General features: G+C 54.9%; 13 protein-coding genes. 8 read left to right on the top strand and 5 right to left on the bottom strand.

Annotated features, from left to right (window positions below; genetic code table 11):
- Positions 1-16 precede the first annotated feature (16 nt).
- Positions 17-688, top strand: a complete 672-nt coding sequence (locus tag EI290_RS14705) for a porin family protein (protein ID WP_125431935.1) — start codon at positions 17-19, stop codon at positions 686-688.
- Between the two features lie 258 nt (positions 689-946).
- Here EI290_RS14705 and EI290_RS14710 read toward each other — a convergent pair whose 3' ends face one another.
- The gene (locus EI290_RS14710; protein WP_125431938.1) at positions 947-1,351 is read right to left on the bottom strand and encodes a hypothetical protein; all 405 of its coding nucleotides are present in this window, start codon (positions 1,349-1,351) and stop codon (positions 947-949) included.
- 367 nt (positions 1,352-1,718) lie between these two features.
- Between EI290_RS14710 and EI290_RS14715 the strand changes: the two genes are divergently transcribed.
- On the top strand, positions 1,719-2,444 hold the full coding sequence (locus tag EI290_RS14715; RefSeq protein WP_125431941.1) for a LytR/AlgR family response regulator transcription factor: 726 nt from the start codon (positions 1,719-1,721) through the stop codon (positions 2,442-2,444).
- Between the two features lie 2 nt (positions 2,445-2,446).
- On the opposite strand, the gene EI290_RS14720 is transcribed toward EI290_RS14715, so the two are convergent.
- The 4 genes from EI290_RS14720 to EI290_RS14735 form a co-directional block, all read right to left on the bottom strand.
- Entirely contained in the window at positions 2,447-4,771 is a 2,325-nt protein-coding gene (locus EI290_RS14720) for an ATP-binding protein (RefSeq protein ID WP_125431944.1), read from the bottom strand.
- 232 nt (positions 4,772-5,003) lie between these two features.
- On the bottom strand, positions 5,004-6,611 hold the full coding sequence (locus EI290_RS14725) for an Rne/Rng family ribonuclease (RefSeq protein ID WP_125431947.1): 1,608 nt from the start codon (positions 6,609-6,611) through the stop codon (positions 5,004-5,006).
- A gap of 415 nt (positions 6,612-7,026) precedes the next feature.
- Positions 7,027-7,848, bottom strand: coding sequence for a tetratricopeptide repeat protein (locus EI290_RS14730; protein ID WP_246008962.1), 822 nt, complete (start codon positions 7,846-7,848; stop codon positions 7,027-7,029).
- Between the two features lie 179 nt (positions 7,849-8,027).
- The gene (locus tag EI290_RS14735) at positions 8,028-8,330 is read right to left on the bottom strand and encodes an HU family DNA-binding protein (RefSeq protein ID WP_110979047.1); all 303 of its coding nucleotides are present in this window, start codon (positions 8,328-8,330) and stop codon (positions 8,028-8,030) included.
- 201 nt (positions 8,331-8,531) lie between these two features.
- Between EI290_RS14735 and mutY the strand changes: the two genes are divergently transcribed.
- From mutY to EI290_RS14765, 6 genes are all read left to right on the top strand, one after another.
- The gene (gene mutY / locus EI290_RS14740) at positions 8,532-9,623 is read left to right on the top strand and encodes an A/G-specific adenine glycosylase (protein WP_246008963.1); all 1,092 of its coding nucleotides are present in this window, start codon (positions 8,532-8,534) and stop codon (positions 9,621-9,623) included.
- A 95-nt stretch (positions 9,624-9,718) separates the two neighbouring features.
- Positions 9,719-10,138, top strand: a complete 420-nt coding sequence (locus EI290_RS14745; protein ID WP_125431950.1) for a single-stranded DNA-binding protein — start codon at positions 9,719-9,721, stop codon at positions 10,136-10,138.
- Positions 10,139-10,267: 129 nt separating this feature from the next.
- Positions 10,268-10,864, top strand: coding sequence for a gliding motility lipoprotein GldD (gene gldD / locus EI290_RS14750; protein WP_125431953.1), 597 nt, complete (start codon positions 10,268-10,270; stop codon positions 10,862-10,864).
- Between the two features lie 106 nt (positions 10,865-10,970).
- Positions 10,971-13,070, top strand: coding sequence for an ATP-dependent DNA helicase RecG (recG, locus tag EI290_RS14755; RefSeq protein WP_125431956.1), 2,100 nt, complete (start codon positions 10,971-10,973; stop codon positions 13,068-13,070).
- A 774-nt stretch (positions 13,071-13,844) separates the two neighbouring features.
- Positions 13,845-15,293, top strand: coding sequence for a hypothetical protein (locus EI290_RS14760; RefSeq protein WP_125431959.1), 1,449 nt, complete (start codon positions 13,845-13,847; stop codon positions 15,291-15,293).
- A gap of 152 nt (positions 15,294-15,445) precedes the next feature.
- The gene (locus EI290_RS14765; RefSeq protein WP_125431962.1) at positions 15,446-15,775 is read left to right on the top strand and encodes a YegP family protein; all 330 of its coding nucleotides are present in this window, start codon (positions 15,446-15,448) and stop codon (positions 15,773-15,775) included.
- The last annotated feature ends 77 nt before the right edge of the window (positions 15,776-15,852 follow it).

Raw genomic sequence — 15,852 nt, forward strand, 5'->3', positions numbered from 1 at the left:
TAATTCCACAGCTGCCATGAAAAAAGCCTTGCTTGCCCTCATTGTTAGTGGTGCCACCAGTGGCGTCGCATTGGCCCAGGTTGAAATTGGCCTAAAGGTTTCGCCCTCCGTCACCCATCTGCGGGCCGACTCGCCCAGCAACTATGGCTTCGAAAACCAGAAATCCAAAGTGGGAATTGGTGGAGGCATTATTGTCGATTATTTCTTCGGGCAGAACTATGCCTTTAGTACTGGCCTGGAGCTTACAGGTAAGGGCGGCACCATCAGCTACTTCGACCCCAGCCAGAACCGCCGTATCGAGCAGAAAATTGGCCTACAGTATTTGCAGGTACCTATTACGGTAAAGCTTTTCACCAACGACATTGCCACTGATACCAAGCTGTATTTCCAGCTCGGGGGCTCCCTGAATGCGGCCATTGCCGGCCGCATCAACGGGGAGAAGCGCTACACCGATGCCGGCACCGGACAGGAAACCAAAGCTGCCAAGCACGTGATTATTCCGGATGCGGGTCTGCGCGGAGGCTTTGGGGTGGAGTACCAGCTGGGCCAGAATACTAAGCTGCTGGCCGGCCTGAGCTACCACCGTGGCCTCTTCAACATCGACAACTATTTCGGCGACGAGCGGAATTTCAAGGAAGTAGAGCTGAAAAACAGCGAGTTTGCCCTGGACCTGGGCATCAAGTTTTAGGTTTCGGGGCCTTCCGGCACACCAACGCCCGCAGTACCGGCTGGTACTGCGGGCGTTGGTGTATATTGGTAATTGCTCGTCTTTATAGCGCCCGGAAGGCCGTAACGGCCTGGCTGCCCGCAACCAGTGGGGGCTTAGCGGGCGTAGCCGTTAATGCCGCCCGGCGCGAAAGAGCATACGCTCCGGCAAAACACAGCACTGCTACCACCAAAAACTGCAACCATCCCAGTATAACTCGTATCGACATACCCAACGCCATTATTGCCGTGCTGGCTCGATTGTAAATGGGCTTTGCAACAGATTGGCAACGGGCTGCCGTTCTTCCAGCCACCGGAACGTACTATATTGCCCGGAAGTCAGAATACGCAACAGGGCCGCGTTGTAAGTTGTGGCGGCCTGCTTACTGTCCTGCCCACCCTGTTGCAGCTCCAGCAGAGTAGCACGCCGTACTTCAGCCGCTTGTTTGCCCGACAGGCGCAGAATATCCGTGAGGTAACAGGTGAGCTGCAGGGAGCGAGTAGATAACTCGGCCGTTTCCCGCGACGAAAGCTTTGTCAGTTTCGACAGCTTTCCCACCTTCCGGGGTGCTGGGCGTGAAGTTGGCGTGGCCTGAGCAGCTACCAGGGCTATCAGCAACGAGGCAGTAAGTACCGTTTGTTTCATGGGCGTAGCTACGTGGTCAGGAGCGGAAAAATTTCTGGCTGTGGTCAACGCAAACCTACTAGGTGGCTCCTTACAATCTTTCCAGAATATCCCAATGCTGGAAAACTATACCTGAACGCCCTGTTTTCTTGTGTGAATGATGGGCCGCTTATATAACCTGCAAAGTTCGTGTATCCATCTTACAACCTGACTTTATCACTGCTGAACGAGCTTTGAGCCTGGTTAATCCAATTCGGACGCCGGGTTAGGTTCGTTTGGCGGGCAGTGAACTAACTTGCACCCGCTGAGTTGTATAAGCATCCCAAAATGGTACCACGGACTCGTACTACCTCAATTGCAGTACCCAGTTGTTCCTTGCCTGCAGCCTATGACCAGACCCTTTGCCTGCGTACTTGTTGACGACAATGAAATAAACCGGTTGACACTGGAACACCTGATTGAGCTTACGCCCGAGCTTACGCTGGCGGCCTCTCTACCCGGTAGCCTGGAGGCATTGCAGTATTTTCGTCAGGGTGGTAAGGCCGATTTGTTGCTCCTGGATGTTGAGATGCCCCACCTCACGGGGCTGGAGCTGGCCCGGCTACTACCTCAGCCAACTCCGCCGGTTATCATCGTAACCACGCACCGCGACTTTGCAGTGGATGCGTTTAATCTGCAGGTGGTTGATTACTTGGTAAAACCCGTTGACCTACCCCGATTTACGCAGGCCGTTACGCGCGTACTGGATCAGCAACGCACACTGGCTACACCACCCTCTCCAGAGCTGCCCAGCGAAGCGCCAGGCTCCGCGCTGTTTGTGAAAGTAGGCACAAAGATGCTACGCCTCAATTTCGATGAGGTACTGTTTATTGAAGCCATGTCTACTTACTCTATTCTGGTTACTGCTACCCAGAAGCATATTGTATACATGACGCTCAAGGCATTGGCTGAACGGCTGCCATTTGCGCATTTTGTGCGGGCGCATCGGAGCTACATTGTCAATACTCAGCGTATTGATGCGGTGGAAGACCACATGCTCCAGCTTGGCAAGTACGAGGTACCGGTGGGCAAATCTTACCAAGAGGATTTTTACCGCCATTTGCGGGGCTTGTAAACTTACGCCTCCGCTGGTAACTCCCGGGGCAGTTCGTGCAGCGCCCGCTTCACCTGCGCCACTATGCGGGCCACGGCGGCATGAGCCAAGCTTTGCTCGGCTCCCGGCCCAGCCGCTTGCTGCTCCAGTTGCTGCAGCGCCCCCGCCACATCCTGTATACCCAACGATTCGATACCGGGCTTGATATGGTGCACAAGGGCCGCTACCTGCTGCCAGTTGCCAGTGGCTGCTGCAGTTTCCAGCTGCACTAGGCTCTCCGGCATATTCAACAGGAAGGAACGAATGATTTTAAGGACGAAGGCCTCGCGTCCGTGCGCCAGGGTACGCAGCTTTGTCAGATCGTAGCTGCTTTTCGGACCGGCGGGTGGCATCAGTTTCTCCAGTGCCTGGTACAATTCCAGCTCTTCGAACGGCTTTGTCAGGCAGTCCGTCATGCCTGCGGCCAGGTACTTTACATAGTCGGCCCGAAAGGCATTGGCCGTAAGTGCCAGAATGGGCACGTTAGCTTTTGTGGCATCCGGCAGCTGCCGAATAAGGGCAGTAGCTTCCAGCCCGCTCATACCGGGCATCTGAATATCCATCAGAATGGCATCGTAGGACTGCCGTTGATACTGCTCCACCCCACGCTGGCCATCCTCGGCCTCATGCACCTCTACTCCCCATTCCTCCAATAGCATCCGGGCCACGTCCCGGTTAATCTCGTTGTCCTCTACCAGCAGCACCCGGCGGCCGCGTAGTACGCCAGTGTCAAACGCAGAAGCAGTGGCGGTAGCCGCCTGAGCAGTAGTGCGGGGCAGGGTGAGCTGAAACCGGAAGGTACTGCCTTTACCTACTTTACTATGCACGGTTAATGTGCCGCCCAGTTGTTCTATAATGGCCCGGGAAATGCTCAGGCCCAATCCGGTGCCGCCAAACCGCCGGGTAGTATCGGCATAAGCCTGCGTGAAGCCCTCAAATATGCGTTCCAGCTGCTCAGCCGGGATACCAATGCCTGTATCTGTTACCAAAAACTCCACCGTAAGGGTGTCGGCAGTAGCCGCCAGTTGCCGGCCAATTACTGTAATATGGCCACCGGCCTCCGTAAACTTGATGGCATTTGCCATCAGATTAATGAGAACTTGGTTCAGGCGGTACGGGTCACCAATCACCCAGGGTAAGGAGCAGGACGTTTTCAGGGGCGTACCTGCCACGCTAATCCCCTTCTCAATGGCTTGGTGAACCAACGGTTGCAGAGCCTCAGCCATAGAGTCGCAGAGGTTGAAAGCCGTTTGCTCAAACTCCAGCTTGCCGGAGGTAATCTTGGCCATATCCAGCACATCGTTGATGATGCTGAGCAAATGCTGGCCCGAAGTCCGAATGATGCGCAGAAAATCCTGCTGGCGGGCATCAAGGCGGGTTTTGCTAAGCTGCGTAGCCATGCCCAGCACCCCGTTCATAGGCGTGCGGATTTCATGACTCATATTGGCCAGAAAATTCTCCCGGGCCCGCACTGCTGCTTCCGCCTCGTCTTTGGCATGGTTGAGTTCCTGCTCCACCAGCATCCGCTTGGTAATATTCACTAGGTACAGATTGGCGTAGCCCTCCTCTGGGAAAGGCACCACAAACACGGCGTAAAAGCTGTTGCCAACAGGTATATCTACCTGCCAGGGAGCATTCTGGGTCAGAGCAGCCGAGGCCAGCCGTTGTATTTTTGCCAGCAGGCGGTTTTGGTCAGCGTCGTTGAGGCTGGCGTGCAGGGCACTGGCCGATGGATTGTTGTACAGCACCTGGCCTTCTCCATCAATCCGAAAAATCGGGTTAGGATTTTGTCCCGGAATGCTGGCCACTGCCCGTAACTGTTCCGCCGCCCGATGGTACTCGGTGGCATCCCGCAGCCGGATCATACTTCGGGCACTCAGCGTATCCACCTGCTGCACCGGAATGAAGTCCCGCTCCAGAATGCGGCCGTCGCTCAGGTCTACCCGCTCATTAAACACGGGCTGGCCACCGGCCCGTAAGGCATGAATCCGCTGCTCAAAAGCGGGACCATCGGCAACCAATGGTATCATCACCGCCGCCATTTCCTGCCAGGAACGGCCAACCCAGTAAGCAGCTGGCTGGGGCATATCCCACAACTGACAAAAACGCTCGTTCACCAACGAAATGCGGCCATCCGTATCCGTCAGCAGCACGCCTTCCTGCACATAGTTGATCAGGTGCCCCAAACGATTTTCCATTGTGCGGGCTGCTTCTTTGGCGGCCTGCAACTCCCGCTCCAGCTCCTGAATCCGTTGATGCGCTTGGACAGCATCTGAAAATTCAAACGGAAGGGCAGTAGAAGAACTCATGGGGAGCGGAGGGGAACGGCTTCCTCGCAAGTACGCTGGTCCTCGCCGAACAGTCAACCATTCTGGCTAAACGAACACTTTTACCCCACCAACAGCTTATTGTGGTGGCTGAAAGGCAAACAGGCAGCTCAGCATATATTTGCCTGGCCCGGCCCAACGAAAAAGGCCGCCTCACTATCCGTGAAGCGGCCTTTTCTTCTATCAGGAGGAGTTTTCTCGCAGAAAAAATCCGTCAGTCAGTTATTTCTAATTCCCGGTCCTGCAACCGGCTCATGGCCGCCGCGGCTGAGTGCAGCTCGATTTCCTCGCCGTACTCATCCTCAATGCGGTACTCCGTAAGTCCCAGACTGGTGTCCTTCGTTACTTTCACCCACTTATAGTACTTCAGGTACCATTTCATCTGCCGGCTTACCAACCCCTTGGTGTAGTAGGCGTGCAGGAAAGGATGGACCGAAAGCGTTATACCCGATTGGTTTTGAGCTACCAGCAGGTCATCAATGCTGTTGTCGATTTCGTCCGTCACGAGGATAGAAGCTGAAATCTTACCCGTACCGCCGCAGGTGGGGCATACCTCGCCGGTTACAATGGCTTCGGCCGGCCGCACGCGCTGCCGGGTAATCTGAAGCAGCCCAAACTTGGTGATGGGTAGAATGGTATACCGGGCCTTATCATGTTTCATGATGCTGTGCACGGCGTCCTCCACCTTCTTGCGGCTCTCACCCGACTTCATATCAATAAAGTCGACTACGATGATGCCGCCCATGTCGCGCAGCCGCAGCTGGCGGGCTACTTCTTTGGCGGCCGCGAGGTTCACGTGCAGGGCTGTGGCCTCTTGGTCGCCTTCCTGGTTGCTCTTGTTGCCCGAGTTTACATCGATAACGTGCAGAGCTTCCGTGTGTTCTACTACCAAGTAGCCACCTCCGGGCACCGTTACGGTTTTGCCAAACAGCGTTTTCAGCTGCTTTTCAATGCCGTACTGCTCAAAGATTTTTACTTTGCCAGTGTGCAGCTTCAGCAGCCCCAGCTTATCCGGGGCAATCTGCTGCAAGTAGCTGCGCATTTCCTCGTACATAGGCGCCGAGTCCACGGTAATGGCATCGAACGACTCGTTGAGCATGTCGCGCAGCATAGAGGAGGTGCGGCCCAGCTCGCCCAGAATCTTGTCGTTGGGTTTGCCCGCCTTCAAGTTCTGAAACAAGGTGTTCCACTTCTCCACCATGTTCTGCATATCCTTGTCGAGTTCAGCCACTTCGCGGCCTTCGGCCACGGTACGGATGATCACGCCAAAATTGTCGGGTTTGATAGAGGCGATGAGCCGCTTAAGCCGCTCCCGCTCCGTCTTGCTGACAATCTTTTTGGATACGCTGATGGTATTGGAAAATGGCACCAGCACCAAGTAGCGGCCAGCCATGGAAATATCCATGGACAAGCGCGGTCCTTTGGTAGAAATTGGCTCCTTGATAATCTGCACCAGCAGCTGCTGGCCTTTTTTCAAGGTAGTATCAATTTTACCGACTTTGTCGAGTGCCCCGTCAAACTGGAAGGTTTTCAGGGGGCCGACGGTAATTTTCTGCGATTGGACGCCTTTACCCCACTTCACCAAGGAAGGAAAATTCTCTCCTAGGTCGCCGTAGTGCAGAAAGGCATCTTTTTGGTACCCGATGTCAATGAACGCGGCGTTCAGACCGGGCATAACTTTCTTGACCGTGCCCAGGAAGATGTCACCGACTGAATAGGCGGTGTCATTGCGGTCGAAGTGATATTCGATGAGCCGCTTGTCCTGTAGCAGGGCAATCCGTTCTCCGTCCTGAGTAGAATTAATGATTAATTCGTTACTCAATGGATTAAGCGGTTAGAGCAGACTCTCTGATAGAGATACCCATTTTGCCCGCTGCCCCCTTGAAACCCGCAAAGGGAAGCCGGTGCACCCAGGCACCAGCTTCCCTTTTGAGCCACGGGGAAAGCAAACTTATGGCCACTCTCAGAGAACCTAAGTGATAGATAGACGGGTGGCTGAACGCATCAGTACTACCCGCCAGCAAAACCCCGGGAGGGCTTACTTCTTCTTGTGACGGTTCTTGCGCAGACGCTTCTTCCGCTTGTGAGTAGCAATTTTGTGACGCTTTCTCTTTTTACCGCAGGGCATGTTGATGTGGGTTAAGTGGTTGAATGGTTTCTTAGTGAGTTTCTGGTTTCTGGTTGCTTGTTTCTAGTTCAGATAACTAGAAACAAGCAACCAGAAACCAGAAACTCAGTTACTGCAATTTTTTCAGCTCTTCGTCCACCGACGCAGCCAAAGCTGGGTCGGGGCTGATGCTTTTGGCTTTGAGGAAAGCTTTTTTAGCCTCCTCCTTCGCGCCGGTTTTTGCTAACGAGACGCCAAGATAAAACTGTCCGTTGACGTTTTCGGGGTTTACTTTTATCAACTCCTGAAAACGCTCCACAGCTTTATCAAACTGTCCGCTCTGAATAGCCAGAAAACCAAGGTTATACAAGGCTTTTTCATTGCGAGGGTCAGCTGCCAGAACTTCCCGAATCAGCGTAATGCCTTGCACCGGATTGGCGCTGGACATGTAGGCCATACCGAGGTTGGTTTTGGCATCTAGGTTGTCAGGGTTGTTTTTCAACACTTTCCCATACAGTTCCTGACACTTGGCACCCAATAGCTTCTGCCGTTCTTCGGTAGTGGCAAAACTGTACGCCTCAAAGTACTGGTCGGCCGCCCGTTTCCAGGTTTGCTCTCCCGGACGTACCAGGGCAATTTGCTCCAGATAGTAGCCGGCACTATCAAAACGCTCAACGGCTTTAAACTTTTCGGCGAGTTGCTGAGCCAGCCGAAGTTTCGCCGTTTGATCCGTTTCAGCAGTGAATTTGCCAACCAATACATTGATTTCCCGACGCTGGGCGGGCGGCAACGTCATGTGAGGCTGCTCGGCGTCTCCTTCATGACTACCAATTGGGTGGCCGTGCTCGTCCAAACCGCTGGCGGCCGTGGAGGGAGCCGCGGCGCCCTGGTCGCGGTTAGCCGTACGGGCGGCGTTCTGGGTCAGCGACTCTTTGCCTTCCTTGGGCTTCACAATTACCTTCGGCAGCAAAAACAAACCGGCCGCCAGCGCAAACGCCAGGGCCAGCACAAGAAATTGATGCTTAGAGGAAGAGGTGGTAGTAGCCATCAGCACGGGAAAAAGCCGGCCGCCGGGTCTCGGAGTAGAAGTGAGCCCGGCGGCTCAGCCGGCAATAGAATGAAGCAGACTGCCTAGGCAGCCAACTCCTTGATTTTCTTGCTGTTTTTGATCTTACCAATGAAGGTCTTCGACGGCTTGAAGCTGGGGATGAAATGCTCGTCGATGATAATCGACGTGTTTTTCGAGATGTTACGGGCTACTTTTTTCGCCCGTTTCTTGTTCACGAAAGAGCCAAAGCCACGCACATAAATGTTGTTGCCTTCAGCCATCGAATCCTTCACGACTTTGAAGAAGGCTTCTACGGTAGCCGAAACGTCTGCTTTCTCGATGCCGGTCTTGTCGGCAATTTCGGCAATTACTTCTGCTTTAGTCACGCTGGTAAGTGTACTAGGGAGTGAAAAATATTCTGATTGGCAAAAAAGATGCCTTTCCTCAAAACGTAAGCACTTGCCCGGTAAGAGTTTGCCTGCGTTTTGAGGGGCACAAAGGTAGTCCGCTTTTTTGGTTTTGCAAACCGTTTTCCTGCAATCCACCCCGGCGTCCTGTTTGCATCCAACTAATTCTTTCTCAAAGCCTTGAGTTCAACCACAACTATTTCCTCCCGCTCCTGGTTTTCAGCGGCTCTGCTGAGCTGGTACCCGCGCCACCGCCGCGACCTGCCGTGGCGTCATATCCGCGACCCGTACGCCATCTGGCTGTCGGAGGTGATTCTGCAGCAAACCCGCGTAAAACAGGGCCTACCCTATTACCTGGATTTCATTACCACTTACCCCACGGTACACGACCTGGCTGCCGCGCCCCAGGATGAGGTATTGCGCCACTGGCAGGGCCTGGGCTATTACTCCAGGGCCCGTAACATGCACCACACAGCCCAGCAGGTGGTACAGGAATATGGCGGGCAGTTCCCGGGTACTTACCAAGAGTTGTTGCAGCTGCGCGGCGTGGGGCAGTATACGGCGGCGGCTATTGCCTCATTTGCTTACGATGAGCAAGTGGCGGTGCTGGATGGTAACGTGTTCCGGGTGCTGGCGCGGGTGTTTGGCCTGACGCAGGATATTGCCGCGCCGGCCAGCCGCAAAGCCTTCCAGCAGCTGGCCGATACGCTGATTCCGGCCGACCACCCGGCTGACTTCAACCAGGCTATTATGGAGTTTGGAGCCATCCAATGTACTCCACAGAAGCCCGATTGCCTGTTTTGCCCGCTCCAGCAGCAGTGCTTTGCGTTTCAGCGGGGTCTGGTGCAGGAGTTACCCGTCAAGAGCAAAGCCAAAGCCGCCCGCACCCGTTACTTCCATTACCTGGTGCTGCGCTACGCCGACACGGTGTATATGCGCAAGCGGGGCCCCAAGGATATCTGGGAGGGACTCTACGATTTTGCCCTGCACGAAACCGACTCGGCCGACTTTCCGGCGGTGGCGGTGGTAGATGCCGTGCAGACGCTGGGGGGGCAACTGGCCGCTACCCAGGCAGCTGAGCCCGTTGCTGCCCTGCGCCACGTGCTGAGCCATCAGAAGGTGGAGGCTAAATTTCACGCTGTGGAGCTGGCCGGGCCGTTGCCAGCGGCTACGCTGGCGGCCACTGGTCTGGCGCCGTACCGGGCCACCGAAATTGAGGAATTGCCGAAGTCGATTCTTGTAGCTAATTACATTAGCAATTCAGCTATATAATTTTCTAATAAACTTGGCAATACATGCATTATTTTCTATCTTTAGCTTTCTGAACAAATTCCCTATTTCACTCCTAACTACTTCAGTAAGAACACATGGCAAGCGTAAACAAAGTCATTCTGATTGGACACCTGGGCAAAGACCCGGAAGTACGCCATTTGGAAGGGGGCAACACCGTGGCCAACTTTACTATGGCTACCAATGAATACTACAAGGACAAGCAGGGCACTCGCGTGGAGCGCACTGAATGGCACACTATTGCGGCCTGGCGTAACTTGGCCGAGTTGGCCGAGAAATACCTGCGCAAAGGCCAGCAAGTGTACGTGGAAGGCCGCATCCGGACGCGCCAGTACCAGGACAAGGACAACCAGACGCGCTACGTGACGGAAATTGTGGCCGAAGAAATTTCCCTGCTCGGCAGCCGCTCCACCACCGATGCGGCGCAGCCCGCCCCCGCCGCCGAAGCCCCCACTACCTTCCGGCAGGAGCCTGAACTCGACCAATTACCGTTTTAGGCACTGTCCACCGGCTGCCTTAGCAAGCCCCGGCAGTTGCCGGGGCTTTTTGCGTGCTATCCGGAACAGGGGCAGGCACGGCGCTGGTTTCTTGGCTACCTTTACCTACTCATCTGCCCCCGCTTCTGCATGGCTGACCTTCGCTTTCTACGCGCCGCTGGCGCAGTATGCTCGTTACTTCTGGTAGCTGCCAGCTGCACATCTACTCCTGATTTTACCCCGAAACCAAAGGGGTATAACCGCATTGATTTGCCGCCGCACACGTACCGGCTGCTGCCCTCGGGCCACCCGTACACGTTTGAGTACTCACGCTACGCCAAAATCCTGCGCGACTCGTCGTACTTGGCCCGTCCCCACTGGATTAACGTGTACTACCCCAGCCTGCAGGCCAATGTGCAGATAACCTATTCGGATTTGCAAGGCCAGCCCAAGCTCTTCAACCGGATGCTGGAAGATGCGCGCAAGCTCACCAGCAAGCACGAAATTAAGGCCACGGCCATCGATGAATCGGTGCTAAAAACACCGCACGGGATGCGGGTAGCGGTGTTTGAGCTACAGGGTGAAGTACCCAGCCAGTTTCAGTTTTACACTACGGATAGCACCCGGCACTTCTTCCGGGGGGCCTTGTATTTCCGCACCGCCACTGCCAACGACTCCCTGGCCCCGGTAATTGAGTACGTGAAAGCGGACGTGGTGCACCTGCTGAATACCCTGAAATACCAATGATATGGCTATTAGCTGATGGCTGTCAGTTCCACTCTAAGAGCTTCAACATATTTATTTAACGACAAAAGGCTAACAGCTAACGGCCACTAGCTAACAGCTGATTAGAATGACCAACTTCTTTCAAACCAAATTGGAGTACCTGCGGGGAGTGGGGCTACAACGGGCGCAGCTACTGCAAAAAGAGCTGAACCTGTTCACCTACGGCGACCTGATTCAGCGCTACCCCTTCCGGTACCTCGACCGCACTCAGTTTTACAACATCTGCGACCTGCACGACGATATGCCGTACGTGCAGGTGAAAGGCATTCTGCGCGGGCGCGAGGTACTAGGTGAGGGGCCGAAGAAGCGCATGGTGGCCAAGGTAGCCGACGCCAGCGGGGAGCTGGAACTGGTGTGGTTCAAAGGCGTGAACTACCTGGAAAAAATCATTCGCAACCACCAGGAGTACATTGTTTTCGGGAAGCCGACCATGTTCAACGGCCGCCCCCAGATGGCCCATCCGGAGCTGGAAGAAGTAACCGAGCAGAAGCCCGGCCAGAGCTACCTGCAACCGGTGTACAACACCAGCGAAAAGCTCAAGAATTACCACCGCATCGACAGCAAAGCCCTGGCGCGCATGGTGGCCGACTTGCTGAAAATTGCGCTGCCGCAGGTGCAGGAAACCCTGTCGGCCGAGCTGATTCAGCATTACGGGCTGATGGACAAGGCCACGGCTTTGCAGCAGATTCACTTTCCCCAGAACTCCGACCTGCTGCAAAAAGCCCGGTTCCGGCTGAAGTTTGAGGAGCTGTTTTACGTGCAGCTGAAGCTGCTGCGCCAGCGCGACCAGCGTAAAGTGACGCTGGCCGGGCAGATTTTCAAGGAAGTCCCTACGCTAGTACACTTCTACAAGAACATCATGCCCTTCGACCTTACCGGGGCGCAAAAACGAGTTATCCACGATATCTACAAGGATTTCTGCGCCGGCCAGCAGATGAACCGGCTGCTCCAGGGCGACGTGGGCTCGGGCAAAACCATTGTGGCCTTCATCAGTATGCTGATGGCTGCCGACAACGGCGCGCAAAGCTGCCTGATGGCTCCCACCGAAATTCTGGCCGACCAGCACTATACCGGCCTGAAAACCTACGCCGACATGCTGGGGCTAAAAATCGGGCTGCTTACAGGCTCTACCCGCACGGCCGCGCGGCGCGTCCTGCACGAGCAGTTGCGGAGCGGCGAGATGCACATGCTGGTGGGTACGCACGCTTTGCTGGAGGATGTGGTCCAGTTCAAGAACCTGGGCCTGACCATCATGGACGAGCAGCACCGCTTCGGGGTAGCGCAACGCTCTAAGCTCTGGCAGAAAAACCCCCACGTGATACCCCACGTGCTGGTGATGACGGCCACGCCCATTCCGCGCACTCTGGCCATGACGCTCTACGGCGACCTAGACGTGTCGGTGATTGATGAGCTGCCGGCGGGCCGCAAGCCCATTGTTACGGTGCACCGCTTCGACTCCAACCGACTCAAAGTATTTGGCTTCCTGCGCGACCAGATTCGGCTGGGCCGGCAGGTGTACATCGTGTATCCGCTGATTGAGGAAAGCGAAACCATGGCCGACTACAAGGACCTGATGGATGGCTACGAAAGCGTAGCCCGCGCCTTCCCGGAGTTCCAAATCAGTATTGTGCATGGCCGCATGACGGCCGGAGAGAAGGATGCAGAAATGCAGCGCTTCATTAAAAACGAAACCCAGATTATGGTGGCTACCACCGTAATTGAAGTCGGCGTGAACGTGCCCAACGCTTCCGTAATGGTAATTGAGAGCACCGAGCGGTTTGGCCTTTCGCAGTTACACCAGCTACGCGGCCGGGTGGGCCGGGGGGCCGAGCAGAGCTACTGCATTCTGATGAGCGGCTACAAACTCAGCAAAGACTCCCGCACCCGCATTGAAACCATGGTGCGCACCAACAACGGCTTCGAAATTGCCGATATCGACCTGAAGCTGCGCGGCCCCGGCGACCTGATGGGCACCCAGCAAAGCGGCGTGCTCGACCTGCTCATTGCCGACCTGGCCAAGGATGGCCGCATTCTGAGTGAAAGTCGGGCGGCGGCCCAAGCCATCCTGCACAGCGACCCGGGCCTCAATCAGCCCCAGAACCAAGCTATCCGCCGCCACATCGAGAGCCTGCCAGCTACGGCCGTTAACTGGAGCCGCATTAGCTAAGGCTCTGGCAACGATACGCTGCCGAAAAACAGCCCGGTCGCTTACGAAGTGGTAGCGGCCGAGCTGCTTGGGTAGAAACACAAAAAAGACGACCTTATGAAAAAAGTCGTCTACCGGAGTTTATTCAATGGTGTTAGTCGTAACGGCTGTTGGGGCAGTTGCCTGCCAGAAGGAGGCCCCGCCTCCCCTGATCTTTCGCTTAACGGCAGTGGATGTCTGGAAGAAAGAAGCGGTTCGTACCGGCACCCGCCATACAGGCTGAGCAGCTTTAGCAGCAGAAACCGGTAGTGTTGTCTGCTGATTGAGCTTTCCAACTACTACAAGCGAAATCATAAGAGTAAAGCGTAACAAAGATTTCATAGCGTACTGCCGGGTTTTAGAAGTTCCGGAGGTTTGCAAATTTCAGACCAATAGATCTGAAATCCTAAAATCCTCCCGAAGAGATACAAAAAGAACCAGAAAAAAGCCTGTACAACCTTCTCTACACCAGATAAGCAAGGAGCTGCTATATACGAAATATTCATTTTTCGCTATGCAGTATTCTCCACTCGTCCAAGTGCTGACACACCTCTTTTGCAACTTCTACGCTGCAAAGAAAGGCCCTACCCCCTCTTTTTGACACCCTTTTGGTGTTAAGAAAGCATGAATTATCAGCCAGAGGGTATTACAGGAGTTGTAAAGCGGTGGGTGTACGGAGTGCGGCCGAAGTTGGATACCTTTGGAGAGTACATTTTTTTTCGCTCCGTTTTTTCGTTCACCTAACTGCCTTTGTCTGTGCGTTTTTCATTTCTGCTAGCCGCTGGTATTACCGCCAGCACAGTGCTTACAGCTCTGCCTCCAGCGGTGGCTCAACGAGTGAAGTCAGCCGCATTCAGCTACCTGCCTGAACAAACGGAGGACCGCTATAACCAGCGCATTGCCAGCAAAACTCTACCGGTGGCGGGCAGTGGTTTTGTTATTCTGGCTCATAAATCGGCCACAGAATATGCTGTGGAGCGGTACGATGCAGACCTGAAGCGCCTGTGGAGCACGGCAGTGCCGGTAGCGGCCGGTGAAACCGTGGATGGCTTCTCGCGCACTAATAGCCAAGCCACCGTTGTGATTCATCAGAGCGGCGCGGCGCAACAGCTAACGGCCTACACCCTCGACTTGGCCAGCGGCCAGAAATCAGCCCCTAAGAAGCTGCTGGATGCCAGCGCGCGGGAGCGACGCCCAGGCGTTGGGTTTTCCCCAGATGGCACCAAGCTCATTATATGGCGCTACCTCACGCAGGGTACTCAGCTCAAAGCCATTACGGCCACCATCTACGACGAGAAGCTGCTGAAATTAAAAGACCGCACCTATGATTTCCACGACCAGGGTGCCTTTTTCTCAACTACCGTACATGTCGGCAACGACGGCTCGCAGTTCGTAACCCTGGTAGGCGATGAGATGAAAAAACTGACTGTCCGCCGCTACCGCAACGATTCGCCCGAGGTCAAAGTAATGTCGGTGTCGGTAGGCGGCACGTTTGGCGGCAAAGTGGTGAATGTGTTTGATTCACGCTTCCGCCTGCAGCCCGACAACACGCTGTATGCCGCGGCCATTTGCAACGAGCGGGAGGGCGGTGCTTACTACAGCTTGAAAGTGGTCAAATTTGATTTCTCGGGCGAGGGTGATATGAAATTCGCGCCCGAGTTTCGCTTCACTCCCGAGTACCTGGCCGAAGTAAATAAGGCCAATGGTGGCCAAGTGAAGCGCCTGGAAGATGTGTACCTAACCGATTTGCTCCTCACCGACGAGAAACAACTGGTGGTGCTGGCCGAGAAGAAATACGAGGAGGGTGGCGACGACTCGCCCGGCCACACCCGCGAGCTGCACTTGTTCGGCTACAACGAGTTTCAGTCGCCCACCTGGCACAGCATCCTGGCCAAAGACCAAGTAGCTCCGGCGGCCGAGGGTTTCAGTAGCATCGGCTACCGCGCGGCCGTGTTTGGCCAGGACGTGCAGATAGTTACTTGGGAGAAAATCAAGAATAAGTCCGATTTGTACCTGCGCCGCCTGAACGTGCAGTCGGGTGTGGTATCGGAGCCGAAAGGACTGGGTCTGAACGTAGCCGCCGACCAAAACCCCTCTTACGTGAAGGATTTCACGGCCTGGCTGGACGCCAAAACGATTGTTGGCGTAAGTCGCCCGAACAAGAAAACGGCGGCCCTTATGCTGAATAAGATTGTGGTGAAATAGGGCAACGGTTTTTCATTCAGTCATAAACGGGCTGCTTTCAATGCTGAAAGCAGCCCGTTTGCTTAGCTAACCAGCAAGTAGTCTTGGCTTTATCGTTAAAATATGTAGTTTGCTCTATTCTTTATGGTTTCACTCTCTTTTCCTTACACAGCATGGGTTACTTCGAGATGTACCAAGGTAAAAACGGCGACTATTACTTCCGCCTGAAAGCCGGCAACCACGAGTCTATTCTGCAGAGCGAGGGCTACACCACCCGCGCCGCCTGCGAAAACGGCATCGAATCGGTGAAGAAGAATGCCCCCAACGACGACCGGTACGCCCGCCGCGACGGCAACAGCTTTTCCTTCTCGCTGAAAGCTGCCAATGGTCAGGTTATCGGCCAGAGCGAATCCTACACCAGCGCCTCCGGCCGCGACAACGGCATCGAGTCAGTGAAAAAGAATGCGCCCATCGCCGAGGTGAAGGACAAGGTCACAGCCTAGGCTCCGCCGAGAATTTAAAGTAAACAGGCTGCTTCTGAGTGCAGGAGCAGCCTGTTTACTGTATTGCGTCATACTGA

Origin of the sequence: Hymenobacter metallilatus, assembly GCF_003944705.1 — a bacterium.
Classification (GTDB): Bacteria; Bacteroidota; Bacteroidia; order Cytophagales; family Hymenobacteraceae; genus Hymenobacter; species Hymenobacter metallilatus.

What these genes read in the sequence shown, in the direction of transcription:
- EI290_RS14715 (WP_125431941.1), top strand. Translation starts at nt 1,719, where the DNA reads ATGACCAGACCCTTTGCCTGCGTACTTGTTGACGACAATGAAATAAAC.
- gldD (WP_125431953.1), top strand. Translation starts at nt 10,268, where the DNA reads ATGGCTGACCTTCGCTTTCTACGCGCCGCTGGCGCAGTATGCTCGTTA.
- recG (WP_125431956.1), top strand. Translation starts at nt 10,971, where the DNA reads ATGACCAACTTCTTTCAAACCAAATTGGAGTACCTGCGGGGAGTGGGG.
- EI290_RS14720 (WP_125431944.1), bottom strand. Translation starts at nt 4,771, where the DNA reads ATGAGTTCTTCTACTGCCCTTCCGTTTGAATTTTCAGATGCTGTCCAA.
- EI290_RS14705 (WP_125431935.1), top strand. Translation starts at nt 17, where the DNA reads ATGAAAAAAGCCTTGCTTGCCCTCATTGTTAGTGGTGCCACCAGTGGC.
- EI290_RS14745 (WP_125431950.1), top strand. Translation starts at nt 9,719, where the DNA reads ATGGCAAGCGTAAACAAAGTCATTCTGATTGGACACCTGGGCAAAGAC.
- EI290_RS14710 (WP_125431938.1), bottom strand. Translation starts at nt 1,351, where the DNA reads ATGAAACAAACGGTACTTACTGCCTCGTTGCTGATAGCCCTGGTAGCT.
- EI290_RS14765 (WP_125431962.1), top strand. Translation starts at nt 15,446, where the DNA reads ATGGGTTACTTCGAGATGTACCAAGGTAAAAACGGCGACTATTACTTC.